A 25,392-nucleotide genomic window follows, 5' to 3' on the forward strand; every position below is an offset into this window, starting at 1 on the left:
GGTGCGTTCCTGGCCTGGGCCGGGATGGTCGAGCCGGGCCGGCGGTTGACCGGACCGGCGATGATCTTCCTGGTCAGCCGATCACCCGGGGGTGAACACGGGAGGCTGCGGACGTGAACCGCCCGCACCGTCTTGATCAACTGCCGGAGCGGCGGGACGGGCCGACGCAGGCGGGCACGATCCCCGGGGGTGCCAAAAAGTTTTGTGCACTTCCTACAACTGAGGGACGGTGGGTTCGGTGGTTGCGCCATAGCGCTGGCCGCCGCCACCCGGAAAGGTGATCACTGCTGGGAGCCTTCGTCTCCCGGCACGCAGGTCGAGGTCTAGCTAAGGGGTTCTTCGGGTGTTCAACCGTGTCGCCATCGTCAACCGTGGTGAAGCCGCCATGCGGCTCATCCACGCGGTCCGCGAGCTGGCCGCGGAGACCGGCATCCAACTCGAAACCGTGGCTCTCTACACCGATGTCGACCGCAACGCCACGTTCGTTCGCGAAGCGGACATCGCCTACGATCTCGGCCCGGCGTCCGCCCGCCCGTACCTCAACCTGGCGGTGCTGGAGCGCGCCCTGACCGAGACCGGGGCCGACGCCGCCTGGGTCGGCTGGGGCTTCGTCGCCGAGGATCCGGCGTTCGCCGAGCTGTGCGAGAAGATCGGCGTCACCTTCGTCGGGCCGAGCCCGGACGCCATGCGCCAACTCGGCGACAAGATCGGCTCGAAGCTGATCGCCGAGAAGGTCGGCGTGCCGGTCGCGCCATGGAGCCGCGGCGCCGTCGAGACCCTGGACGCCGCACGTGCCTCGGCGGCCGAGGTCGGCTACCCCCTGATGCTGAAGGCGACAGCGGGCGGCGGTGGGCGCGGCATCCGCGTGGTCAGGAACGAGGCCGAGCTTGTCGACGCGTACGAGCGCACCAGCCAGGAGGCGGCACGGGCCTTCGGCAGCGGCATCGTGTTCCTGGAACGCCTGGTCACCGGGGCGCGGCACGTCGAGGTCCAGGTGATCGCCGACGGGCAGGGCACCGCGTGGGCGCTCGGCGTGCGCGACTGCTCCGTGCAACGACGCAACCAGAAGGTCATCGAGGAGTCGGCGTCGCCGGTGCTCGACCCGGCGCAGGCCGCCGAGCTGAAGACGTCGGCCGAGCGGCTGGCCGTGGCTGTCGGTTACCGCGGCGCGGCGACCGTCGAGTTCCTCTACCACCCCGGCGACCGGTTGTTCGCGTTCCTCGAGGTCAACACCCGCCTCCAGGTCGAGCACCCGATCACCGAGCTGACCACCGGGTTCGACCTGGTCAAGGCGCAGCTGCACGTCGCCTCCGGCGGGCGACTCGAAGGTGCGCCGCCGTCCGAGCGTGGGCACGCCATCGAGGCGCGGCTCAACGCCGAGGACCCCGACCGCGACTTCGCGCCGTCGCCCGGCCGCATCGCCCGGCTGGACCTGCCCAGCGGACCCGGCATCCGGGTGGACACCGGCGTCAGCGAGGGCGACACCATCCCGGCCGACTTCGACTCGATGATCGCGAAGATCATCGCGTACGGCCGCGACCGCGACGAGGCGCTCGGCAAGCTGCGCCGGGCGATGGCGAACACCACCGTGATCATCGAGGGTGGGGCGACGAACAAGAGCTTCGTGCTCGACCTGCTCGACCAGCCCGAGGTGATCGACGCCAGCGCGGACACCGGCTGGATCGACCGCGTCCGCAGCGAGGGCCGGCTCGTCACGCACCGCCACTCCGCTGTCGCCCTGGCCGCCGCCGCCATCGAGGCGTACGAGGAGGAGGAGCGCGTCGAGCGGCAGCGGCTGCTGTCGACGGCGGCCGGCGGGCGCCCGCAGGTGCAGCACGCCAGCGGCCGACCGTTGGACCTCAAGCTGCGCGGCGTCGGTTACCGCACGCGGGTGGCGCGTGTCGGCGCGCACCGGTTCCGGGTCGGCATCGAGAGCGGCCCCGTCGTGCGCACCGCCGACGTCGAGCTCGACCGCTTCGACCGGCACACCGGTCAGATCGTCGTCAACGGCATCCGCTACCGCCTGCTCACCGGCACGTACGGGCCGACCCACCTGGTCGAGGTGGACGGTGTGACGCACCGGGTCAGCCGGGACGAGGGCGGTGTCCTGCGCTCGCCCATGCCCGCGCTGGTCGTCGCCACGCCACTGGAGGTCGGCGCGGAGGTCGAGGCGGGCGCGCCGGTGCTCGTGCTCGAAGCCATGAAGATGGAGACGGTGCTGCGGGCGCCGTTCAAGGCGCGCCTGAAGGAGTGCGCCGTCTCGGTGGGCAGTCAGGTCGAGGCGGGTGCGCCGCTGCTGCGCCTGGAGCCGCTCGCGGACGACGCCGAGGAGACCACTGACGACCCGAGCACCGAGACCGTCGAACTGGACCTGCCCACCGCCGCCGCCGACGTCCCGGCGGACGAGCGCAGCCGGCGCGGTCAGGAGGACCTGCGGGGTCTGCTGCTCGGCTTCGACGTCGACCCGCACGACGACCGCCGGGTGCTCGACGACTACCTCACCGCACGGCGGGCGGCCACCGAAGCCGGTCAACGACCCCTGGCCGCCGAACTCGACCTCATCGAGGTGTTCGCCGACCTCGCCGAGCTGAGCCGCAACCGTCCGACGGGCGAGGACGGCGGCGCCGCGCACGTGCACAGCGCCCGGGAGTACTTCCACACCTACCTGCAGAGCCTCGACGTCGAGCGGGCCGGGCTGCCGGACGCCTTCCAGACCAGGCTCGGCAAGGCGCTCGGCCGCTACGGCGTCACCGACCTGGACCGCACCCCCGCCCTCGAAGCCGCCGTCTTCCGGATCTTCCTCGCCCAGCAGCGCGCCTCCGCGGACGCGCAGGTCGTCGCGGCGCTGCTGCGCGCCTGGCTGCGGGAGACCCCGCCGGACGAGACGCTGCGCGAGCCGGCCGGCCTCGCGCTGGAGCGGTTGATCGCCGCGACGCAGGTCCGCTTCCCCGTGGTCGCGGACCTCGCCCGCGGCGTGGTGTTCGCCTGGTTCGCCCAGCCGCTGCTGCGCCGCAACCGCGCCCGCGTCTACGCCGAGGTCCGTGGTCACCTGCGGCACCTGGACGCGCACCCGGACGCACCGGACCGCGCCGAGCGCATCGCCGAGATGGTGCGTAGCACCGAACCGCTGGTCCGGCTCCTCGGCCAGCGGCTCGTTCGCGACCACCTCGACAACGCGGTCATGTTGGAGGTGCTGACCCGCCGGTACTACGGCAACCGGTCACTCACCAGCGTGCGCACCCAGGGGGTCGCCGACTGCACGTTCGTGGTCGCCGAGCGCGCCGACTCGAGCGTGGTCTCCGCCGCGGTGAGCTTCGACGCGCTGGGCAGCGCCCTACGCGGGCTGGCCGAGCTGGCCACCGGCGAGGACGCCGTGGACGCCGACATCTACCTCGGCTGGGAGAACCAGCCGGAGGACTTCGACGCGATGGCGGCGGCGCTGGCCGAGGTCATCGCCGCGCACCCGCTGCCGCCCCAGGTACGTCGGGTCACCACCACCGTCGCGGGTCGCGGCGGCGCGGTGATGCACCACCACTTCACCTTCCGCCCTGCGGGTGCCCAGTTGGCCGAGGACCGGCTGATCCGCGGGCTGCACCCGTACATCGCGCAGCGGATGCAGCTGGAGCGGCTGCACAAGTTCGACCTGACCCGGCTGCCGTCGTCGGACGAGGAGGTCTACCTCTTCCAGTGCGTGGCGCGGGAGAACCGGGCCGACGAGCGCCTCGTCGCGTTCGCGCAGGTACGTGACCTGACCGAGCTTCGCGAGCAGGACGGCCGCCTGGTCGCGCTGCCCACGACCGAGGACGCCATCGCCGCCTGCCTCGACTCGATCCGCCGCGCCCAGTCGCGGCGGCCGTCGAAGACGCGATTCAACACCAACCGCATCGTGGTCTACGTGTGGCCGCCGAGCGAGCTGACCCGCGAGGAGATGGAGATGATCGCCGGGCGGGTCCGCCCGACGACAGCGGGCGCCGGCCTGGAGGAGATCCTGTTCATCGCGCGCCAGCGCGACCGCCGGACCGGCGAGCTGACCAGGATCGCCGTACGGATCTCGTTCGACGCCGCGGGTGGCGCCGAGCTGGCCGTCGGGGAGCCGCCGGTCGAGCCGATCGAGCCGCTCGACGAGTACCGGCTCAAGGTGCTGCGGGCCAGCAGCCGCAACACCGTGTACCCGTACGAGCTGACCGGCCGGCTCGGCGATTTCGTCGAGCACGACCTCGACGACGACCACGTGTTGGTACCGGTGGACCGGCCGAAGGGGCGCAACAGCGCCGCCATCGTCGCCGGAGTGGTCACCACGCCGACCGAGCGCTACCCCCAGGGCGTCACCCGGGTGGTGCTGCTCGGCGACCCGACGAAGTCGCTGGGCGCCCTGTCGGAGCCGGAGTGCCGGCGCGTGATCGCCGCACTGGACCTGGCCGAGCGGATGCAGGTGCCGCTGGAGTGGTGGGCGCTGTCCGCCGGGGCCCGGATCTCGATGAGCTCCGGTACGGAGAACATGGACTGGGTGGCCGCCGCGCTCAAGCGGATCGTCGAGTTCACCCAGGCCGGCGGTGAGATCAACATCGTGGTCGCGGGCATCAACGTCGGCGCGCAGCCGTACTGGAACGCCGAGGCGACGATGCTCATGCACACCAAGGGCATCCTGGTGATGACGCCCGACTCGGCGATGGTGCTCACCGGCAAGCAGTCGCTCGACTTCTCCGGTGGCGTGTCGGCTGAGGACAACTTCGGCATCGGCGGCTACGACCGCGTGATGGGGCCGAACGGGCAGGCGCAGTACTGGGCGCCGAACCTGACGGCCGCGCGGGACGTGGTGATGGCGCACTACGACCACACGTACGTCGCGCCCGGCGAGGACGCGCCCCGACGGGCGGTCACCACCGACCCGGCCGACCGCGACATCTCCGCCTTCCCGCACGACGTGGCGGGCAGCGCCTTCGCCACCGTCGGTGAGATCTTCTCCGTCGAGTCCAACCCGGACCGCAAGAAGCCCTTCGACATCCGTACGGTGATGCGGGCCCTCTCCGACCAGGATCACCCGGTGCTGGAGCGCTGGGCCGGCATGGCGGACGCGGACACCGCCGTCGTGCAGGACGTCCACCTCGGCGGCATCCCGGTCTGCCTGCTCGGCATCGAGTCCCGGTCGGTGCCGCGGCACGGCTTCCCGCCCACCGACGGTCCGGACACCTACACGGCGGGCACGCTGTTCCCCCGCTCGTCGAAGAAGGCCGCGCGGGCGATCAACGCGGCCAGCGGCAACCGGCCGCTCGTCGTGCTGGCGAACCTGTCCGGCTTCGACGGCTCACCGGAGTCGATGCGCAAGCTGCAACTGGAGTACGGCGCCGAGATCGGCCGGGCGATCGTGAACTTCCGGGGACCCATCGTCTTCTGCGTGATCTCGCGCTACCACGGCGGCGCGTTCGTGGTGTTCTCGAAGGCGCTGAACCCGAACATGACGGTGCTGGCGCTGGAGGGCTCGTTCGCCTCGGTGCTCGGTGGCGCACCCGCCGCCGCTGTGGTGTTCTCCGCCGACGTCAACTCCCGTACCGCGGCCGACCCGCGGGTGCGCGACCTGGAGACCCGCACCGCCGCCTCGGCTGGCACCGAACGCGCCGCGCTGACCGCGGAGCTCGACGAGCTGCGCTCGTCGGTACGCGCGGAGAAACTCAGCGAGGTGGCCTCGGAGTTCGACCGGGTGCACAACATCCACCGCGCCGTCGAGGTCGGCTCGGTGGACGCCGTCATCCGCGCCGCCGAGCTGCGTCCGCGCATCGTCGAGGCCATCGAAGCCCACCTGGGATAACGCGACGAGACGGGCGGGGCAGTGCTCGGATCCTGAGAAGCGAGGAACCGGGCACCGCCCCGCCCCGGTCTCATCCGGTGGTATCGGCGGGGCGCGCGACAGCGAACACGAACCAGGCGATGGTGCAGACCGCGGCCGAGATCAGCAGAGCCCACCCCGTGCCGGCGGCGGCAGCAGCGCCCATGACGACGACACCCAGGGTCGCACCGACTTGCCGCACGGCGTTGAGCAGGCCGCCCACGGCACCGGCCGTGCCCGCCGGGGCGGCGCCGACGAGGGCCGCGACCAGCGCCGGCAGGGCGTAGGAGACACCGAAGCCGGTCATCAGGAGGCCGACCGCGAGCCACTGGTAGCCGCCGTCGGCGAAGACCACCCCGGCGAGCGCCGCGCCTCCGGCGGTCAGCAGGGCCAGACCGGCCAGGATCGGTCGGCGCGGACCCACCCGTGCCACGATCCGGCCGGTGATCGGCGGATTGACCGCGAAGGGCACCGTCAGCGGCAGGAACGCCAGCCCGGTCTGCAGCGGGTTCAAATGCCGCTGCTGCTGCAGCAGCAGCGGCAGCACGAACAGGGCCCCCGTCAGTGCGAAGTTCACCGCCGCAGCGGCCAGCAGCCCGGCCCGCACCCGGCTGGACCGCAGCAGCGCCCGGTTCAGGACCGGCGCCCGGCTGTGGCGCTCCAGGCCGAAGAAGACCAGCATCGAGACTCCGCACCCCACCGAGGACCACACGGCGTGGGCCCACGCCTGCGAACCGGCAGCGATCAACGCGTCCGTAACGAGAGCCAGCACGGCAACGGCCGCCAACTGGGCGGGCCAGTCGATCCGGCGGTAACCGCGCGGGCAGGTCACCGCCGGGCCGTACGTCAGCGCCAGCACCGCCAGGCCGATGGGCACGTTGACCAGGAAAATCGACCGCCACCCGGCCGCGCCGACCAGTGCGCCGCCGGCGATCGGACCGGCTGCCACGGCCGCACCGCTGATCGCGGCCCACGCCGAGACCGCTCGCGCCCGCGCCGCCGGTTCCGGGTAGAGCTGGGCGATCATCGCCATCGAGGCTGGCACGCACAGCGCCGCGGCGACCCCCGAGATCGCGCGCAGGAGGACCAGGGCCCACAGCCCCGGGGCGAACGCGCTGAGCAGTGACGCGAGTGTGAAGACCGCTATGCCGGCCCGGAAGAGCCGCTCGGCACCGAAACGGTCCGCCGCCGCTCCCGCCGACAGCAGCAGCGCGGCGAACGCCACTGTGTAGCCGACGGTCGCCCACTGCAACCCGGCCATTGTGGTGTCGAGTGACGATGCCAGAGCAGGCTCGGCGACCGACAGCACCGTCATGTCCAGCAGCACCATGAAGTAGCCCAGCGAAATGCCGGTCAGGGCGGTGGAGTGCCTCCGCCGCTGCCGAAGATCCGCACGTGCTGGTGCGGACGATCTCAAAAGGGTCATGACTGGCGAAGCTCCCCGAAGACGACTGTGGAAGGACGCCACCACTGTGCGTTTCGGCAGACCAGCGGCTCCACCGCCGTAGCCGAACGACGCGTTCGGAATTTCCGAACGCTCCGGGCGGTTGCTGAGCACGTGGAGTTACGCCAACTCAGCACCTTCGAAGCCGTCGTCCGCTACCGAACCGTGACCGATGCCGCGGTCGCGCTCGGCTTCGCCCCCTCGTCCGTCTCCCAGCAGATCCGGACTCTGGAAGAAGCACTCGGCGTGGCCCTGTTCGTGCGCGGTCCCAAGGGAATGCGGCTGACCCCCGCCGGAGAACGGTTGCAGGGATGGGCACGGGCGCTGCTCGACCAGGCCGAGCAGGCCACCCGCGACGTCAGACGCGAACGGCGCCAGCTCCGGCTCGGTGCGCTGGAAACCCTCGCCGGCTCCTACCTGCCTGCGGTGATCACCCGATTTGCCGAACGTCGACCGGACATCGACCTCGAGATCCACACCGAACGCGCCCGCGACGGTCTCCTCGCCGATGTGATCAAGGGACGACTCGAGGCCGCCCTGCTGCTGGATTCCGGCGACGATGTCGGCGGACTCGGGTTCCCGGCCCCCGCCGAACCGCTCACCTTCATCGACCTCGACCCGGTCCCCCTCGCCCTGGTATCCGCGCCCGGGCACCCGCTCGCGGCCCGTGCCGCGCTGACCCCCGATGACCTCACGCACGAGCGGCTCCTGGTCAACGTGCCGGAGTGTTCGTTCTGGATGGCCGGAGACAGGATCCTCGGCTCCGGGCCTCAGCGGATCAGAGCCGGAGGAGTCCCGGTGATGCGCGCGTGGGCCGAGCACGGGCTCGGAATCTCGCTGCTACCCCGCTTCGCGGTCGCCGACAGCCTCCGCTCCGGCACCCTGGTCCAACTCGACCTTCCCCTCCCGGATCTCTGCCTGCGGCTGATCTGGCGAGAAGACCAGGAGGCGTTGCCTGGCATGCGGGACATCCTGTATGCAGCAGCCCGGCCCTGACTCAGGTGGCGCGCCGCAGCAGCTCATGGAGGAACGTGACGACCTCGTCGGGGGCGAGGTCCATGGCGTTCTCACCGACGCTGACCTCGAACGAACACCGGTCCGGATCTGGGGCGGACCGGACCCGGCCGAACAACTCCACCCCGTCGGCGGCGAGCAGGGCGTCGGCGGCCCGCATCGCGGCGTCCGGGCCGATCGGGAGGTGGACGTGGAAGATCGGCGTCTGCGGTGGGTCCGGAAACGCGCGGGCCACCCCGTCGGCGTTGATGGCCGCCGCGATCGCCACCCCGTGCTCCCGGTGTGCCGGCAGCCGGGACAGCACTGTGTCCAGGCCGTGCAGTGCGGTGAGCGCCAGCGGCCACGCGTCGTAGACGTCGCCGCCGAGCCGGCGGCGCCACACCCGTGCCTCGGCCATCAGTGCGGCGTCTCCGGCGAGCGCGGCACCACCGACGCCCTGTAGTCCCTTGTAGAACGAGACGTACGCGGTGTCGAACAGCGCGACGATCTCGGCGAACGGCCGCTGGTAGTACGTCTGGGCCTCCCACAGGCGGGCGCCGTCGAGGTGGACGGCGGCGCCACGCTCACGCATCGCCGTGGTCTGCGCGACGAGGTCGTCCCACTCCGGCAGCACTCCCCCGATGTCCCGTTGCGGCAGCTCCCAGACCGCCGCCGCGAGCGGTTCGGCGACGGCGGCGAGATCGGCAAGGGTGATCAGCCGGTGGCGGTCGCCGACGGGCTGGAACCGCAGCCCGTGCACGACGGCGTACCCCTGCTGCTCCCAGACCTCCAGGTGACACTGCGGATGGGCGGCGAAGGCCCGCCGGCCACGGCGGTCGGCGTGGATGCGCACTGCCACCTGCTGCGCCATCGTCCCGGACGGGAAGAACAGGGCTTCGTCAGTGCCGAGCAGGGATGCCACGCGCCGTTCGAGGGTGGCCACCGGTCCGTCCGGGCCGTTCGGCGGCGTGGCCGGGTCGACCTGGGCCAGCATCGACCGCAGCAGGTCGTGCGGTCGGCGGCGCAGCTCGGAGTGCAGAAACAGGGAACGCCGCACACTCATTGCGGCTACTTGTTTCATTGACCTGCGACCGTGGCCCGGCCAGGCTTCGGTCGAGGCGCCCGGGCTGTCGCTCTCATTGCGGCTGCCCACGCTGGTCGTGTGGCTCTCATTTGGCCTGCGCGGCCCGGGCGCCGCCCCAGGGCGGGGAGAGGCTCAAGAGGGGTTTGCTCGGCTCGAAGTAGCGTTGCCCTCCCGGCTCGACAACCCAAGCGGATCGAGCATCGGAGAGCGCGGTGAGTGGCATGTCAGATCGTGTGGTCATCGGGATGGACCCGCACAAACGCTCCGCCACGATCGAGGTCATGACCAGCGACGAGACCATCGTCGGCGGCGGCCGGTTCGACACCGGCCGGGACGGCTATGCGGCGATGACAAAGTACGCCAAGCAGTGGCCGAACCGGGTCTGGGCGATCGAGGGCTGCCAGGGCATCGGCCGGCACATCGCCAACCGGCTACTCGCCGACGGCGAACAGGTCGTCGACGTCCCGCCGAAGCTGTCCGCCAGGGCGCGGGTGTTCGCCACCGGCCAAGGCCGCAAGACCGACGCACCGACGCTCACTCCATCGCGCTGGTCGGCACCCGCATGGCCGGACTGCGCCCAGTGGTCAACGACGAACAGCTCGCCCTGCTGCGGATCCTGATCGACAGGCGCCGTTCCCTCGGTGTCGACCACACCCGAATAGTCTCCCAGCTGCACCAACTGCTGCTGGAACTGATTCCCGGTGGGGCGAAGAAGAGCCTGTCCGCCGCCCAGGCCAAGGCACTGCTGGCCAAGGTCCGACCCCGCGACACGGTCGGCAAAGCCCGACGCCGGGTCGCCGCGGAGCTGATCAGCGACCTCGAACGGGTCTACCAACGCACCAAGGACGCCGACAAGGAACTGAAAGAACTCGTCGCCTCCACCGGCACCACCCTCATGGACCTGCACGGCATCGGACCATCCGGCGCCGCCCGGCTCCTGGTCGAGGTCGGAGACATCACCCGGTTCCCGAACCGGGCCCACTTCGCCTCCTGGAACGGCACCGCCCCCATCGACGCATCCTCCGGCGAGCAGGTGCGACACCGGCTCTCCCGCGCCGGAAACCGGCAGATCAACCGAGTGCTGCACATCATGGCCACCGTCCAGCTCCGCAACCCCACCGAAGGACGCGCCTACTTCGACCGCAAGAAAGCCTCCGGCAAGACGTCAATGGAAGCGTTGCGCGCGCTGAAACGACGCCTGTCCGACATCGTCTACCGGTTCATGATCAACGACGCCGTGGCCGCCACGGCAGCGGGCCCGGGAGGACAACGGGGAACGACCACTGACTCCAGCGTGACCAGCTCGCATCCCCAAGCCGGCTCTTCGGAGAAGTCACTTCCCGGACCCGCCAAGACCCAGCTTAGAACTCCGCTCCCAGCGTTGTCTTGACACAGAGGGGAGCCAGTATCCACCGTCAGCCGGTTCGTCGCTTGCGGCTAGGGTCGGTGTCGGCCTGCCAGGCGGCGACGAGATCCTCGCGCGCCCGGGCGACCCGGGAACGGATGGTGCCGACGGGGCACTGGCAGACGTCCGCCGCCTCGGCGTAGGACAGGCCGAGGACCTGGGTGGCGACGAACGCCTCGCGGCGCTCCCGGGTCAGGCCGGCGATCATCTGGTGCAGGGTCACGCCCTCGTCGGCGCCGGCGGTGATCGCACCCGCGGCCTCGGCCGCCGCCTGCCAGTCCGGCACCGACGCCATCCTCGGGCGGGCCACCGCCGTCCGGACGTGGTCCACGGCAACGCGGCGGGCGATCGTGAACACCCAGGTACGGGCGGACGAGCGGCCGGCGAAGCCGGGGAGGTTGCGAATTGCCCGCAGGAACGTCTCCTGGGTCAGGTCGTCGGCCTCCCCCGGCCCGGCCAGGTGCGACAGGAACCGCCAGACCTGGTCCTGTAGTGCCCGGACGAACGCCGTGGCGGCCTGCCGGTCACCCTGGCCCGCCTCCCGCGCCCACCGGGTCACCTGGTCGTCGTCAGCGACGCCGTTCCGCACAGACCACCGTCCTGTGTGCCACGGGCGCTCCTTCATGCCGAGATGCCGTCGTCGGAACGCCGCCGGTCGGCCGCGCACTCTGGTGGTCGCCGGCCGGTCCGGAAAAGTTCCCGGGGTTCCCCCGTTCGACTGATCTCGCGGATGTCCGAGGTGACGGGAACCGGGGTCCGTTCAGCTCGGGACGGGCTGGTCCGCGCTCTCGCGTTCCCTCGGGACCACCAGGTCGGGCATGCTCCACGAGCGCCACAGTTGGCTGTACCCGCCTCCGGCCGTGAGCAGCTCGGCGTGCGTGCCGTGCTCGGCGACGCGCCCCCGGTCGAGGACGACGATGCGGTCCGCGGTGGCCGCCTGGCTGAGTCGGTGGGCGACGATCAGCGTGGTGCGGCCCTCGGTGGCCGCCACTGCGGCGCGGTCGAGGCCGCGCGCGCCCGCACTGCCCGCCTCGGCGGTGGCCTCGTCGAGGACCGCGACGGCCGGATCGGCGAGGATGAGGCGGGCCAGCGCGAGCTGCTGGGCCTGGGCCGAGGTGAGCTGCCGCCCACCCTCCCCCACGGCGGTGGCGAGACCGTCCGGCAGGGTCCGCACCCACTCGGTGGCACCGACGAGGTCGAGGGCGGTGGCGATCTCGGCGTCGGTGGCGTCCGGGTCGGCCAGGCGCAGGTCGTCGGCGAGCGGTCCGGCGAAAACGTGCACCTCCTGGCTGATCAGGGCGATCTCGCGACGGAGGCGGTGCTCGTCGAGTTGTTCCAGCGGTACGCCGCGCAGGGTCACCGCACCGTGGGTGGGCGCGATGATGCCGGCGATGATGCCGGCGAGGGTGCTCTTGCCCGCGCCGCTCGCGCCGACCAGGGCGACGCGCTCCCCCGGTGCGAGACGCAGGGCGATGTCCCGCAGGACCACCGGCCCGTCGTCGTAGCGATGCTGGGCGACTGTCACCTCCAGTGCCGCCGGTACGCCCCGATCGTGGCGGGTGGGCTCGGTGCCGGCGGGGGCCGCGGTGTCCGGCAGGGTGGTGACGCCGACGAGTCGGGCCAGGCTGGCCCCGGCCTGCAACACCGAGTCCGACTCGAACAGCAGCAGGCCGATCGGGTTGAAGAGGCGGTGGAAGTAGAGCGCGGCAGTGGTGGCGGCGCCGACGGTGGCCAGGTCGCCACGTACCAGCAGGAAGCCGGCGAGCAGTACGGCGGCGAGCCCCACGAACTCGGAGCGGTTGATGCGCAGCCCGAAGCGGGTGTAGAGACCGAAGATCTCCAGCGACAGGTCGCGGGCGACGCCGGAGCGCTCCGCGATCCGGGCGACGTGGGCGTCCTCCATCCGGTAGGCGCGCACCGTCGCCGCGCCCCGCAGCGCCTCGGCCGTCGCCTGCGCGCGCTCGCCCGTCGCCACCCGCTCCCGGGCGTAGTACGGCACCGAACGCTTGAGGTACCAGCGCAGCGCCACCGCGTACGCCGGGGCCGCGACCAACCCGGCGATGCCGAGCCGCCAGTCGAGGGCGAAGAGCCCCGCCGCGGTGAGCACGACGGACAGCAGCGCGCCGAGGAAGGCGGGGCCGCTGGTGGCGATCACGTTCGTCACCACCGCCACGTCGTCGCCGGCACGGGCCACCAGGTCCCCGGTCCCGGCCCGCTCCAGGGTGGCCGAGGGCAGGTGCAGGGCCCGGTCGAGGACCCGCTCCCGAAGTCGGGCCAGCACGGTCTCGCCGAGACGCGCCGCGACCGCCGCTCCGACAGCGGTGAGGAGCCCCGCGAGTACGGCGGCGCCCGCGATCACGGCGGCCCAGGCGATCACCCGAGGCGTGTCGGTCCCGGCGATGACGTCGTCGACGAGACGGCCGAGGACCCAGGGGGCGACCAGCCCGGTCGCGGCGGCGGCGACCAGCAACGTGCCGGCGATGGCGCTGAGCCCCGGCAGGAGGGCCAGCTCGGTACGGAGGGCGGCCCAGGTCTGCCGGCCGGTGGCCGTCGGCAGCAGGTGCCGGGTGATCGGCTCGGACGTCATCGCAGGGTCTCCTCCCGGTAGCGGGCGTCGCTGGCGAGCAGCCGCTCGTGCGGCCCCTCGGCGACGATCCGTCCCCGATCGATCACCGTGACCCGGTCGGTGATCCGCAGCAGCGCCGGGCTGGTGGTGATCAGCACCGTGCCGCGGGTGCCCGCCCCGCGAGCCTCGGCGAGCCTGGTGGCGAGCAACCCCTCGGTCACCGCGTCGACAGCAGTGGTGGGGTTGTGCAGCACCAGCACCGGCGGGTCGGCGACGAGCGCCCTCGCCAGCCCGATCCGTTGCCGCTGCCCGCCGGAGAGGTTCGCCCCGCGTTCGGTGAGCAGACGGTCCAACCCGTGCGGGTGGGCGGCGAGCACGTCCTCCGCCGCAGCGGCCCGCACTGCGGCCCGCAGCACCTCGTCGTCGACGGGGGCGCCGGCGCTGAGGTTGGCGCGCAGTGTCCCCTCGAACAGCGCCACGTCGTGCTGCTCGACCAGGACCACGGCGCGCGCGGCGTCGATGTGCAGCTCGTCGGCGGGCACGTCGTCGACGCGGACCGTCCCCCGGTGGTCGGCGCGGGGCACCCGGCCGGCCAGCAGCGTGACCAGCGCCTCGGCCTCGCTCGGGTCGTAGGCGAGCACGCCCAGGATCTCACCGGCGTGGACGCGCAGGCTGATGTCGTCGAGGCCCGCGTACGAGACCCCGTCGAGGGCGAGCCGGGACGGGCTCGGGGCGGGCGGCCCGGCGTCACCTGGCTGGACGACCGGCGCGGCGCCGAGGACCCGGGCGACCCGCCCCGCGGAGGCTCGGGCCATGGCGAACAACTGGACGCAGTACCCGAGCGTCTGCACCGGCTCGGCGATGAACTGGGCCAGCCCGACCACGGCGACGAGTTCGCCGATGGTGAGCCGGCCCTGCAGCGCGAGCCAGCCGGCGGCTCCGGCGACAGTCGCGAGGAAGAGACCGTTGACGGTGGTGGTGAGCCCGAGGTGCAGGCCCTTGGTGGTGGCGGCGCGCAGGGTGACGTCGAGCGCGTGGCGGCTGGCTCCCGCGTACCGGCGGGCTGCGTGGTCCTGTGCGCCGATGCCGCGCAGCACCCGCAGGCCGGTGACGAGGTCGACGGCGAGGGCGGTCGTGGCGGCGAGCGCCTCCTGCTGCGACGTGCTGCGCCGGGTGAGCAGCGGCGCCATCCGCTGGAGGGCGACGACCAGCACTGGTACGCCGACGAGCACCCCGAGGCCGAGCGGGACGTCGACGACGAGCAGCGCGACGGCGGCGACGACGATTGCGGTGAGCGCCGCGGCGGTGAGTCCGGCGACCCGCACGACGAGTGCGGACAGCTCGGCGTCGGAGGCCGTCACGGACAGCAGTTCGCCCTCGCGCATCCCCGACCGGCGTCCGCGCGGGTCGAGGGCGCTGCGGACGATCTCGACCCGGGTGGTGTGCGCCTCGTGTTCGACGGCGGCGCACGCCAGTCGGGCGCCGGCCCGGTAGGCGAAGGCGAGCACTGTGAACAGGGCGGCCAGGCCGGCCAGCGAGAGCAGCAGAGCGCGGACGTCCCCGGTGGCCACCGCGCGGTCGATGATCACGCCGATGGCCACCGGGACGAGAGCTTCGGTGGCCTGGTGGGTGCAGAGCAGCGCGATGCCGGCGGCCACCCGGGCGCGTTGTCGACGCAGCGCGCGACGGAGCACCACACCGCCGGTGGTCTCGGCGACTGTCATGCTCGGATCGATGAGGGCACGGCGACGGACTCCACTTACGATTAGGGCAGGCTAACCTAACATGCCCCCGAAGCGGAGTGGGATGCGCGGTCTTCGTGCTCCCCCGCCGGGGCCGAACGGGGCAGGCCGAGACCCTCGACGGCCGCCGCGACCAGGGCGTCCGGGGCCAACGAGACATCGAGGACGAGCACCGACTCGTCCGGCTCGGCCGGTTCCAGCGTGGCCAGCTGCGACTCCAGCAGACTGGCCGGCATGTAGTGCCCCTCACGCCGGGCCAACCGGGCTCGGATCACCTCCGCCGGCCCGTCCAGGTGCACGAAGTCCACCCGGAGCGGTCCCTGGCGGAGCACGTCCCGGTACGACCGCTTCAAGGCCGAGCAGGCCAGCACCGTCGAGCGGCCCTCCGCGGCGCGATCGGCGATCCACCCGGCGACGTCCCGCAGCCAGGGCCGCCGGCTGGTGTCGTCCAGCGGTACGCCGGAGCGCATCCGTGCCACGTTCTGCGGGGAGTGGAACTCGTCCGCCTCGGCGAACGTCAGCCCGGTCGCCGCGCCGATCCCGCGCGCCACAGTGGTCTTGCCGGCCCCGGAGACGCCCATCACCACGACGTGCCGGGTAGGCCGCGCGCCGCGCCGCTCACCAGTCATGAACCGTGCCGTCCTGGAGCCGGTTGAACGGCAGGTACGCCGGCTCGTACGGGAACCGGGCCGCCGCCTCCTCGTCGAGCTCCACCCCGAGCCCCGGTTGGTCGCCGGGGTGCAGGTAGCCGTCGGTGAAGGTGAACGACTGCCGGAACACCTCGTTGGCCAGCGGGGTGTGCTTCATGTACTCCTGGATTCCGAAGTTGTGGATGGCCAGGTCCAGGTGCAGCGCCGCGGCCATGCCCACCGGGGAGATGTCGGTGGGTCCGTGGATGCCCGACTTGATCTGGTACTGGGCGGCGAAGTCGAGCAGCTTGCGCATGGCGGTGATGCCGCCGGTGTGGGTGACAGCGGACCGGACGTAGTCGATCAACTGCTCCCGGATCAGCGTCTGGTAGTCCCAGACCGTGTTGAAGACCTCACCGATGGCCAGCGGGGTGGTGGTGTGCTGGCGAACCAGCCGCAACGCCTCCTGGTTCTCGGCCGGGGTGCAGTCCTCCAGCCAGAACAGGTCGTACGGTTCGAGGGCCTTGCCGAGCTTGGCGGCCTGGATCGGGGTCATCCGGTGGTGACCGTCGTGCAGCAGCGGCAGCTCCGGGCCGAACTCGTTGCGCACCGCCTCGAAGACCGACGGGAGGTGGCGCAGGTACGCGCGGGTGTCCCAGTCCTCCTCGGCGGGCAACGGGGTGCGCTGCGCGGGCTCGTAGTCGTAGCGCTGGCCGGTGGCGCTGGGCTGCGCGGCCACCCCGTAGACCGCGTTGATCCCCGGCACCGAGGTCTGCACCCGGATCGACCGGAAGCCCTCGTCGAGGTGGCGGCGGATCGAGTCGAACAGTTCGGGGAGGTCCCGCCCCGACGCGTGCCCGTACGCCATGATGCCGGTGCGGGACGCGCCGCCCAGCAGTTGGTACAGCGGCATGCCGGCGGCCTTGGCCTTGATGTCCCAGAGGGCGACGTCCACCGCGGCGATGGCCGCCATGGTGACCGGGCCGCGCCGCCAGTACGCCGACCGGTACAGGAACTGCCAGGTGTCCTCGATCCGGTGCGGGTCCCGACCCATCAGCAGTGGGGCGACGTGGTCGCGCAGGTACGAGGCGACGGAGAGCTCACGGCCGTTGAGCGTGGCGTCGCCCAGGCCGGTGATGCCCTCGTCGGTGGTGATCTTCAGGGTGACGAAGTTCCGGTCGGGGCTGGACACGATGACGTCTGCTGCGACGATCTTCACGGGGTGCCTTTCGTTCTTGCCGGTCGGGGGTCTCACCACTCCGCGTAGGAGCCGTCGGGGTGCCGCCAGGTCGGGCTGCGCCAGGCGTGCCCGCGCTTGTCCGCGGTCCGCACCGCGTGTTCGTCGATCTCGATGCCGAGACCGGGCGCGGTCGACCGCTGCACGTACCCGTCGACGAAGGTCAGCGGGGTCTGGTCGAGGCAGTAGTCGAGCACCTCGGCGCCCTGGTTGTAGTGGATGCCGATGCTCTGCTCCTGGATCAGGAAGTTGGGTGTGGCGAAGCCGACCTGGAGGCAGGCGGCGAGGGCGATCGGCCCGAGCGGGCAGTGCGGGGCGAGTTGCACGTCGTACACCTCGGCCAGCGTGGCGATCTTGCGTACCTCGGTGATCCCGCCGGCGTGCGCGAGGTCCGGCTGGGCCACTGCGATGCCAGCCTGCAACACGGGCAGGAACTCCTGCCGGCTGTAGAGCCGCTCCCCGGTCGAGATGGGGGTGGTGGTGCAGCGGACGACCTCACCGATGAGGTGCGAGTTCTCCGGCACCACCGGTTCTTCCAGGAAGAACGGCCGGTACGGCTCCAGCAGCGGGGCGACCCGCCGGACGTTGGCGAGGGTGAACCGGCCGTGGAAGTCGACAGCGACGTCGCGGTCGTCGCCGAGGACCTCGCGGGCGACGGCCACCCGCTGCACCACCGCGTCGAGGTCGGCGACCGAGGCGAGTGCGCCCATCCGCCCGGACGCGTTCATCTTCACCGCGGTCAGGCCCGCCTCGATCCGGGCGCTGACCTGGTCGCGGATCTCGGCGGGCTCGTCACCGCCGATCCAGCCGTAGACCCGGATCCGGTCCCGGACCGGCCCGCCGAGGAGTTGGTGCACGGGGGCGCCGTAGTGCTTGCCGGTGATGTCCCAGAGCGCCTGGTCCAGACCGGAGACCGCGCTGGCCAGGATCGGGCCGCCCCGGTAGAAGGACCCCTTGGTCATCACCTGCCAGTGGTCCTCGATGCGCAGCGCGTCCCGACCGATGAGCACCTCGCTGAGCTGGTGGACGGCCGTGCGCACCGTCTCGGACCGGCCCTCGCAGGTCGCCTCGCCCCAACCCACGACGCCGGACTCCGTCTCGATCCGGACGAACAGCCAGCGCGGCGCGACCAGGAAGGTCTCCACAGTTGCGATAGTCGTCATGACCCGGTCAGCCCTTCGTGGCACCGGCGGTGAGGCCGGAGACGACGTACTTCTGCACGAACAGGGCGATCAGCATGATCGGCAGAGTGACCACCGTCGCGGCGGCCATCAGGCCGCCCCAGTCGATGCTGGCGTAGCCGACGAAGTCGAAGATCGCGACGGGGAGCGTCTTCGTGTCGGAGCCGGAGAGCACCAGGGCGAACATGAAGTTGTTCCAGGAGAAGATGAACGAGAGGATGCCGGCGGTCGCGACGCCGGGCACCGACAGCGGCAGGGTGATCCGCCGGAACGCGCCGATGTGGGTCAGCCCGTCGACCAGCGCGGCCTCTTCCAACTCGGTCGGCAGGCCGTCGAAGTAACCCATCATGATGTAGACGATCAGCGGCAGCGACACGAACATGTGGCTCAGGATCAGCACTGTGAAGCCGCCGACCATCTTCAGGTTCGAGAAGACGTAGTACCAGGGCACCAACAGTGAGACACCAGGGATCACCCGGGCCATGAGCACGACGAGCGCGGACTTCTTCATGCTGAACCGGCTCATCGAATACGCCGCCGGCACCCCGAGCAGGAGCGACAGCGTGGTGGCAGCGAACGCCACCCAGAGGCTGTTGCCGATGAACTCCAGATAGTTCGCCTGCTGGAGGACGGTCTCGTAGTTCTTCAGGCTGGGCGAGAAGGCGAACGCCTTGGCCGTGTCGTAGATGTCCACGTTGGTCTTGAACGACGCGGCGATCATCCAGAGCAGGGGCGCCATCAGCGCGAACACCACGACGACGAGAGCCGAGTTGCGGAACACCCGGTACGGCTTGCTCGGCTTCATCGGCCCAGCCCCTTCTTGCGATAGGTGAGGGCCCACATCACCCCGATGATGATCAGGAAGAAGATGATGAGGACTGTCGACGAGACGCCGTAGTCGTTGTAGTCGAAGCTGAGGCCGTACGCGTACACGTTGAGGGTCTCGACCTCGTGGAAGGACCCGCCGCCGCGCCCCTTGGTGGCGTAGAGGATGTCGAACGTCTTCAACGCGTCGATGCCACGCAGCAGGACGGCGACGATCACCGTGGGCATCAGCAGCGGGAGGGTGACGTGCCGGAACCGCTGCCAGCTACTGGCACCGTCGATCCGGGCCGCCTCCTGGGGCTCGTCGGAGAGCGAGGTGAGCCCGGCGAGCAGGATCAGCACGACCATCGGCGTCCACTGCCAGATGTCGATGAACATCGTCGTCGGCAGGGCCGAGTGCTGCCCGGCCAGCCAGGGTTGGGGGCCGATCCCGATCCAGCCGAGCAGTTGGTTCGCCATCCCGATGTTGGGGTCGAAGATCAGGCGCCACATCATGCCGACCGCCACCGGCGTGGCCACCAGCGGCAGGAGGATCGCGACCCGGACCCACTTCTCACCGCGGAAGGGCCGCCACAGCAGCAGGGCGATCGCCATGCCGAGAATGACCTCGAAGAACAACACGACGCCGGTGAAGAGGACCGTCCGCCAGACCGCCGGCCAGAACCGGTCGGTGTCGGTGAGCACGTCGAGGTAGTTCTGGAAGCCGATGAACTCGGATTCGGCACGCACCGAACCCTCGGCGTCGGTCAGGCTCAGGTAGCCGGTCCACGCCACCGGAAAGATGATCAGCACGGCGACGAACGCCATGGCGGGTGCCGCGAAGAGCCACTTGCGGTGGTCGTTGGCCCAACGCGACCAGGCCGACGTCGTATCCACTGACGCCGCGGGGGCCTCGGGCGAATCGGTACGGGGGGTGAGAACGGCTGACATTGAGATCTCCGGGTTGGAGGGGTCAGGTCCCGGCGAGGCGGCGGAGCCGGTCGGCCCCGCCGCCCGGCGCGTGGGTTACTTCGCCTCGTCGTCGAGGAACTTCTGGAACGCCGCGTTCGCCGTGTCCGCCGAGCTGGCCGCGTCCTTGCCGGTGATCGCGTCCACGATCGGCTGGCCGACGATCTCCCGTGCCTGGGCCACCTTGACCACCAGCGGACGGTCGTGCCCGACCCCGTTGGCGGTGCTGACCGTGTTGGCCTCGGCGAGGTCCTTCGGCAGGGTCGCGGTGCTCGCCGGGTTGGCCCAGACCGAGGTGCGGGCACCGGGTACGCCGGCCGTCTGCTGCGCCAGCGCCTGCTCCTTGCCGGCGGCCCACTGGATGAACTTCCAGGCGTTGTCCTTGTTCTCCGAGCTGTCGTTCACACCGAGCGCCCAGGACGGGATGTTGTACGGCTTCGATCCGGCCGGGCCGGCCGGGAAGGCGGCGAAGCCGACGGAGTCGACGACCTTGGACTTGGTCGGGTCGGTGGCGTTCTTGTAGAGCGAGTTGGCCTCGGTGTAGAAGGCGGCCTTGCCCTGCGTGAAGATCGCCATCGCCTCCGACCAGCTCATGTCGGTGCTGATGTTCTCCGGGCCGTGGTCCCTGAGCAGCCCGCCGTAGTAGGCGTACGCCTGCTTGGCCTGCTCGGTGTTGACAGTGGCCTTTCCGCTGGCGTCCACGAAGTCGCCGCCGAAACTGAAGAGGAAGCTGGAGAACTGCGTGACGGCGGCGGCCTTGCCGGTACGAGCGACGAAGCCGGCGACGCCCGGGTTGTCGGCCTCGATCTTCGCGGCCTGCGCCTTGAGCTCGTCGAGGGTCTTGGGCGGCGCGGTGAAGCCGGACTTCGTCAGCAGGTCCTTGCGGTAGTACAGAACCTCCTGCTCGGTGATGATCGGCAGCCCGACAATGTTGTCCTCATAGGTCGTCGCCTGCATCGGCCCGGCCTGGAAGTCGCCGATCTCGAAGGCGCTGTCGGACTTGACCCTCTCGCTCAGGTCGGCGAGGTACTTGTTCTTGGCGAACAGCTTCCCCTCCTGCAGGGGCCGGTACATCATCACGTCGAGGTCGTCGGACCCGGCGTTCAGCTTGACGTTGTACTGGTCGGAGAGCTGGTCCTCACCGAGCTGGGTGACTTCGACGGTGAGGCCGGACTGCTTCTCGAACTCCGGCAGGACCTTCTTGATGTTCTCTGTCCACACGTGGTTGACCAGTGTCACGCGGACGGTCTTCGAGTCCTCGCCGCCGCCATCGCCGCCGCAGGCGGCCAGGCTCATGGCGACGACCACAGCCAGAGAAGTGCCGATTATCGGTCGACGTCGCACGCTTGTCTCTCCTTCTGTCGTGGCCGCCGCCCCCGAGAGAGCCGCTACCTCGGCGTTACATCCGCTTAACATCGGGATGCTAGGCCGAAAAAGCTGACTACTTCAAGAGGTAGATGCAAATGATATGATCTTTGAGTGGAACCGTCCTCAACAGAGGTTGCAGCCGTTCCGGCCTCCCCCGCCGAATCCGGGCTGCACGCGCGCGTCCTCGAACACCTCGGCACCGCCATCTGCGGCGGTGAGCTGCCACCCGGATCGGTCCTCAACATCGACGAGCTGGTCGACCGGTACGCCGTGTCCCGCTCGGTCGTCCGCGAGGTGCTACGGGTGCTGGCCTCGATCGGATTCATCGAGGCGCGCCGACGGGTAGGTGTGATGATCCGACCGGCGAGCGCGTGGAACGTGTTCGACCCGCAGGTGATCCGCTGGCGTCTCGCCTCGGCCGGCCGGATGGCCCAGCTCCGCTCGATCACCGAGCTGCGCACCGCCGTCGAGCCGCACGCGGCCTACCTGGCCGCCAGCCGGATCGGCCGTGACGAGGCGAGCGACCTCGTCGGGCTGGCGGCGAAGATGTGGGCCGCCGGCGAAGCCGGCGACGAGGAGCGGTTCCTGCACCTCGACATCGAGTTTCACCGGCGCGTCCTGCTCGCCTCCGGCAACGAGATGTTCGTCCGTCTCCAGGAACTGGTCGCGGAGGTGCTCACCGGCCGGCACAAGCACCACCTCATGCCGCACCACCCGCATGAGCAGGCCCTCCAGATGCACGCCGACGTCGCCCAGGCGATCCAGCGGCGCGACGGTGAGCGGGCCCGGCAGGCGATGGTGCAGCTGATGGAGCAGGCCTTCGACGAGATGAAGTCGCTGTGGGAGCAGACCGCTCTACCCGACCGAAGCAAAGCCGAGTAGGTCCCGTAGTCCCCAGGAGGGCCGGCCCGTCGGGCCGGCCCTCCTGTCGTCATCCGTCAGTCGGTCCTGGTACGCAGGCTCCGTGCCAGGACGGGGATCATCACCGCTGCGGCGACGAGGTGCAGCCCGAGGAGAGCGGCGATGGTGGCCGCGTTCGCCCCGGAGATGAGGGCCGGAACCAGCGAGAGCGCGGTCAGCGCCACCGCGGTCCAGACGAACCGGTCGGCGGGCCGAGCACTCCACCGGAGAAGAGCCACGGCGATGACCACGCCCACGACCGAGAAGAAGCCGGTCACCACGGCGACCCCGGACAACGGAATCGTCTCGCCACCATCGGGGATCTCGAAATCGACGCCGGCGACCCGGGCCAGCGCCGCGGCGACGGTGGTGGACATGCTCGCCGCGAGCGTGGCGATCACGCCGGTGCCGGCGAGTCCGCGGAATCGGTGGATGGAGCCCCGTCGGCCCGATGCCGGGCCGGCGACGATCTCGGTGTCCTTCGTGCTGTTCATGGCGTCTCCCTCATCGTGAGGCTGGCGTACCGGATGTGTTGACTGGCGTGTGACGGCCCCGGGCGTGAAGACACGCACTCTCGCCGTGCGACGGCCGGGGTTGCGCAACGCGCGGACACCGGTGCCGCGCAGCCAGAACCCGGCATCGCGTCCGAGGACCGGCCCGGGCTCCCCGTCGCGCAGCTCCAGCTGCACCCGCCCACGGGTGACCACTCCAAACGCGTCGTACCACTCCGCCGGAACCACCGCGGCACGCGCGCCACCGCGCAGCGTGAGCGTCCACACCGGACTACTCCGTGCCGTCCGCCGGCAGGCGCTCCGGCAGCCCGAGCCGCGGGAACTGGTCGTCGTGGAAGATGAAGACCTCGGTGATTTTGCCGCCGGTGATGCGCAGGACGTCGATCGTCAACGGCAGGTACGCGCCCTCCTGCTTGCGCCAGTGGTAGAAGGCGACGGCGGGCTGGCGGTTCACCGAGGTGGGGACCGCGCGCAGGCCCGTCATGCCATCGAAGCCATCCTCGACCCAGCTGTTCACCACAGCGTCGCGGCCGACGTACAGGCCCGGCGTGGGCGGCATCGAGTAGCGGACGTCGTCCCGCAGCATGCCGGCGAGCACGTCGACGTTCGTGGCCACGCTGGCGTCGGTGAAGCGGCGCACCAGCTCGCGCGTGCCGGCGTCCTCCTCGCCGCCGGTCCAGTCCTGCCGCTCGGCGGGCAGGTGCTCCCGCATGCCGGCGCGAGCCCGCTGCAGGGCGCTGTTGACCGAGTTGACCGAGTCCCCGAGCAGCTCCGCGACGTCCTTCGCCGGCCAGCCGAGCACGTCCCGCAGGATCAGCACGGCCCGCGGACGCGGCGCGAGGTGCTGGACCGCGACCAGGTACGCCAGCTCGATCGTCTCCCGCGCGACGGCGACGGTCTCCGGCTCGTCCGCGTCGCCCGCGGGCAGCTCGTCGAGCAGCCGATCCGGGTAGGGCTGCAACCACAGCACCTCGCCACCGCTCGCCGGCTCCGGGCGGCGCTTGGCGAGCAGGTCCAGGCAGGCGTTGGTGGCGATCCGGTACAGCCAGGCCCGGAACGTCGACCGCCCCTCGAACGTCTCCCGCCGCCGCCAGGCCCGCAGGAACGTCTCCTGCACGGTGTCCTCGGCGTCCTCGAACGACCCGAGCATCCGGTAGCAGTGCACGTGCAGTTCCCGCCGGTGCCGTTGCGCCAGCCCCGAGAACTCCGGCTCGTCGACCTCGCCCAGACCGCTCACGCCCAGCTCCTCCAGCCGCGTGTCCGCACTCATCACGTCATCCTTCCGCCTCGTCATGTCCTGTCGTAGGTATGACGGGCGCGGACGCGACAACTCATCACTCGGATCTGATCGAGGTGGTGAGGCGGTGCTGGGATCATGCTCAGATGAACGAGGAGCAGGCGCAGGTGCTGTCCCGTGGTACGAACTGTGCCGTCGTGCAGCTGCCAGGCAGGGCGTTTCCCGGAATCCACGTGCAGGGCGACACGTTCGCTGCCCTGTTGACGCAGCTGGCGGACGCGGCCCGCCTACTGCGCCAAGACCGCGACCACCGCGGCGCTCTCGACGACTTGGACCACGCCGTCCGAGAGGTGGAGGGCCTGCTCAGCTTCTACCAAGCGACGCTTTCGGAGCGAGGGATCCGGCGGCCGTACTGATCCGACAGCCACCGACGGCAGCTGGCCTCACCAACCCGCACAGTCGGTCGTCGTGGGGCGGACGCCCCGCGACCAGCGTGATGACTCACAGGCATCATGATGCGTGTGAGTCATCACGCTCGCGGGCGCATCCGCCGCTCGGCGGAGCGGTGACGCGCGAGCGTGGTCCTACTGGGCGGTGCCGCCCGATCGGCCCGCGCCGGCGCCGGAGGGCCGGTGCGCGATGCGGGGCGCCCGCACGGCGGAGGCGTTGCCGGCGCCGGGGCGGTAGTCCCGTGCCGCGCTGGCCACCATCTCGTCGGCGTCGCGGGCGAGCGCCTGCCGGATGTGCGGCGGAACGAACTCGGACGTCGCCATCGCCAGTCGGACCTGCACCGCGCGGTCGTCGACCAGCAGGGCCAGGTCCGCCTCGTTCAGCTCGACGGCCCGCACCAGCGCGGCACGGACGTCGACGACCGGGTCCGCGGCGAGCGCGCTGCGCTGCTCGGCGGTGGTCCGCGGGTTGCGGGCAACCCCCTTGCGTACGCGTGCGGTGCGATCGGCCAGCAGGGCGGTGATCACGTCGGGGTCGTGGGTGTGCGTGGCGAGTCGTTCCCGTACCTCGGGTGACACGTCGTCGATCAGCTTGGCGGCCAACTCCGGCTCCAGCTCACGACTCTCCGCGAGAAGGCCGCGAAGCTCCTTGTCCGAGGTCTGCGACATGACCTGGCGGATCGACTCGTCACAGGCCGGGTTGCCGGCGACCGCCCAGCGGACCCACCGGTCGGCATCCTTGACCAGGCGCATGAGGTTGGCGATCGAGGTGGAGGGGTTTCGCGCCACGGCCTCCCGGACCTGACGATCATGGTCGCGGGTGAGCGGTCGCAGGGCCTGGGCGGGTGCGTCGGCCCGTGCGGCGACCGCCTTGCGGACCAGGGCCGACGGATCGGACGCCAGGTCGATAAGGGTCATTTGTGGCGTTGTGGGGTCCTGAGCGAGCGCGAGCCGAGCGTCAGCGCTGCCACCGATCGGACGGTGGGCGGTGGTGCCGGACTCGCTGTGACTGTCGGCCTCGCCGACGTCCTGCTGTTTCCCCATGGCG

Annotated in this window: 20 protein-coding genes; 6 read left to right on the forward strand and 14 right to left on the reverse strand. The window is 71.0% G+C overall.

Features of this window, described 5'->3' with window-relative positions; all coding sequences use genetic code 11:
- The first annotated feature begins 343 nt into the window (after positions 1-343).
- Positions 344-5,806, forward strand: a complete 5,463-nt coding sequence (locus IW249_RS29270) for an ATP-binding protein (RefSeq protein WP_196923729.1) — start codon at positions 344-346, stop codon at positions 5,804-5,806.
- Positions 5,807-5,876: 70 nt separating this feature from the next.
- On the opposite strand, the gene IW249_RS29275 is transcribed toward IW249_RS29270, so the two are convergent.
- Positions 5,877-7,250: an MFS transporter gene (locus tag IW249_RS29275; RefSeq protein WP_196923730.1), complete on the reverse strand. Its 1,374-nt coding sequence runs from the start codon at positions 7,248-7,250 to the stop codon at positions 5,877-5,879.
- Positions 7,251-7,382: 132 nt separating this feature from the next.
- Between IW249_RS29275 and IW249_RS29280 the strand changes: the two genes are divergently transcribed.
- Positions 7,383-8,264, forward strand: a complete 882-nt coding sequence (locus IW249_RS29280) for a LysR family transcriptional regulator (protein ID WP_196923731.1) — start codon at positions 7,383-7,385, stop codon at positions 8,262-8,264.
- A gap of 1 nt (position 8,265) precedes the next feature.
- On the opposite strand, the gene IW249_RS29285 is transcribed toward IW249_RS29280, so the two are convergent.
- Positions 8,266-9,324, reverse strand: coding sequence for a threonine aldolase family protein (locus IW249_RS29285; protein ID WP_231392695.1), 1,059 nt, complete (start codon positions 9,322-9,324; stop codon positions 8,266-8,268).
- Positions 9,325-9,566: 242 nt separating this feature from the next.
- On the opposite strand from IW249_RS29285, the gene IW249_RS34545 reads away from it, so the two are divergent.
- A complete protein-coding gene (locus IW249_RS34545) occupies positions 9,567-9,965 on the forward strand; it encodes an IS110 family transposase (RefSeq protein ID WP_231392696.1) in 399 nt (132 codons plus the stop codon).
- Entirely contained in the window at positions 9,908-10,735 is an 828-nt protein-coding gene (locus IW249_RS29290) for a transposase (RefSeq protein ID WP_231392697.1), read from the forward strand. The genes IW249_RS34545 and IW249_RS29290 overlap by 58 nt, the downstream gene beginning before the upstream one ends.
- 25 nt (positions 10,736-10,760) lie before the next feature.
- On the opposite strand, the gene IW249_RS29295 is transcribed toward IW249_RS29290, so the two are convergent.
- The 9 genes from IW249_RS29295 to IW249_RS29335 all read right to left on the reverse strand — a co-directional run bounded on the left by IW249_RS29295 (position 10,761) and on the right by IW249_RS29335 (position 21,222).
- The gene (locus tag IW249_RS29295) at positions 10,761-11,339 is read right to left on the reverse strand and encodes a sigma-70 family RNA polymerase sigma factor (protein WP_307788747.1); all 579 of its coding nucleotides are present in this window, start codon (positions 11,337-11,339) and stop codon (positions 10,761-10,763) included.
- A gap of 171 nt (positions 11,340-11,510) precedes the next feature.
- On the reverse strand, positions 11,511-13,337 hold the full coding sequence (locus tag IW249_RS29300) for an ABC transporter ATP-binding protein (protein ID WP_196923734.1): 1,827 nt from the start codon (positions 13,335-13,337) through the stop codon (positions 11,511-11,513).
- Positions 13,334-15,040 (reverse strand): ABC transporter transmembrane domain-containing protein, encoded by a 1,707-nt coding sequence (locus IW249_RS29305; protein WP_196923735.1) that lies wholly within the window; start codon positions 15,038-15,040, stop codon positions 13,334-13,336. The genes IW249_RS29300 and IW249_RS29305 overlap by 4 nt, the downstream gene beginning before the upstream one ends.
- A gap of 56 nt (positions 15,041-15,096) precedes the next feature.
- A complete protein-coding gene (locus IW249_RS29310) occupies positions 15,097-15,687 on the reverse strand; it encodes a gluconokinase (RefSeq protein ID WP_196923736.1) in 591 nt (196 codons plus the stop codon).
- Positions 15,677-16,906, reverse strand: a complete 1,230-nt coding sequence (manD, locus tag IW249_RS29315; RefSeq protein ID WP_196923737.1) for a D-mannonate dehydratase ManD — start codon at positions 16,904-16,906, stop codon at positions 15,677-15,679. Before manD ends, IW249_RS29310 begins: the two co-directional genes overlap by 11 nt.
- 32 nt (positions 16,907-16,938) lie before the next feature.
- Complete coding sequence (dgoD, locus tag IW249_RS29320) at positions 16,939-18,087, reverse strand: galactonate dehydratase (protein WP_196923738.1); 1,149 nt, start codon at positions 18,085-18,087, stop codon at positions 16,939-16,941.
- Between the two features lie 7 nt (positions 18,088-18,094).
- Positions 18,095-18,910, reverse strand: a complete 816-nt coding sequence (locus IW249_RS29325; RefSeq protein WP_196923739.1) for a carbohydrate ABC transporter permease — start codon at positions 18,908-18,910, stop codon at positions 18,095-18,097.
- Positions 18,907-19,860: a carbohydrate ABC transporter permease gene (locus tag IW249_RS29330; RefSeq protein ID WP_196923740.1), complete on the reverse strand. Its 954-nt coding sequence runs from the start codon at positions 19,858-19,860 to the stop codon at positions 18,907-18,909. Before IW249_RS29330 ends, IW249_RS29325 begins: the two co-directional genes overlap by 4 nt.
- A gap of 75 nt (positions 19,861-19,935) precedes the next feature.
- Complete coding sequence (locus IW249_RS29335) at positions 19,936-21,222, reverse strand: ABC transporter substrate-binding protein (protein WP_307788748.1); 1,287 nt, start codon at positions 21,220-21,222, stop codon at positions 19,936-19,938.
- A 135-nt stretch (positions 21,223-21,357) separates the two neighbouring features.
- On the opposite strand from IW249_RS29335, the gene IW249_RS29340 reads away from it, so the two are divergent.
- Positions 21,358-22,128: a FadR/GntR family transcriptional regulator gene (locus IW249_RS29340; RefSeq protein ID WP_196923741.1), complete on the forward strand. Its 771-nt coding sequence runs from the start codon at positions 21,358-21,360 to the stop codon at positions 22,126-22,128.
- Between the two features lie 56 nt (positions 22,129-22,184).
- Here IW249_RS29340 and IW249_RS29345 read toward each other — a convergent pair whose 3' ends face one another.
- Together IW249_RS29345 and IW249_RS29350 are read right to left on the reverse strand one after the other, a co-directional pair.
- Positions 22,185-22,640, reverse strand: a complete 456-nt coding sequence (locus IW249_RS29345) for a DUF6069 family protein (protein WP_196923742.1) — start codon at positions 22,638-22,640, stop codon at positions 22,185-22,187.
- Positions 22,641-22,929: 289 nt separating this feature from the next.
- Entirely contained in the window at positions 22,930-23,928 is a 999-nt protein-coding gene (locus IW249_RS29350; protein WP_196923743.1) for an RNA polymerase subunit sigma-70, read from the reverse strand.
- 113 nt (positions 23,929-24,041) lie between these two features.
- Between IW249_RS29350 and IW249_RS29355 the strand changes: the two genes are divergently transcribed.
- Positions 24,042-24,311 (forward strand): DUF6959 family protein, encoded by a 270-nt coding sequence (locus IW249_RS29355; RefSeq protein WP_196923744.1) that lies wholly within the window; start codon positions 24,042-24,044, stop codon positions 24,309-24,311.
- A 168-nt stretch (positions 24,312-24,479) separates the two neighbouring features.
- Here IW249_RS29355 and IW249_RS29360 read toward each other — a convergent pair whose 3' ends face one another.
- Positions 24,480-25,388 carry a hypothetical protein gene (locus IW249_RS29360; protein ID WP_196923745.1) on the reverse strand — a complete coding sequence of 303 codons (909 nt, stop codon included), beginning with the start codon at positions 25,386-25,388 and terminating at the stop codon, positions 24,480-24,482.
- Positions 25,389-25,392: the final 4 nt, after the last annotated feature.

The organism is Micromonospora vinacea (assembly GCF_015751785.1).
GTDB classification, from domain to species: Bacteria; Actinomycetota; Actinomycetes; order Mycobacteriales; family Micromonosporaceae; genus Micromonospora; species Micromonospora vinacea.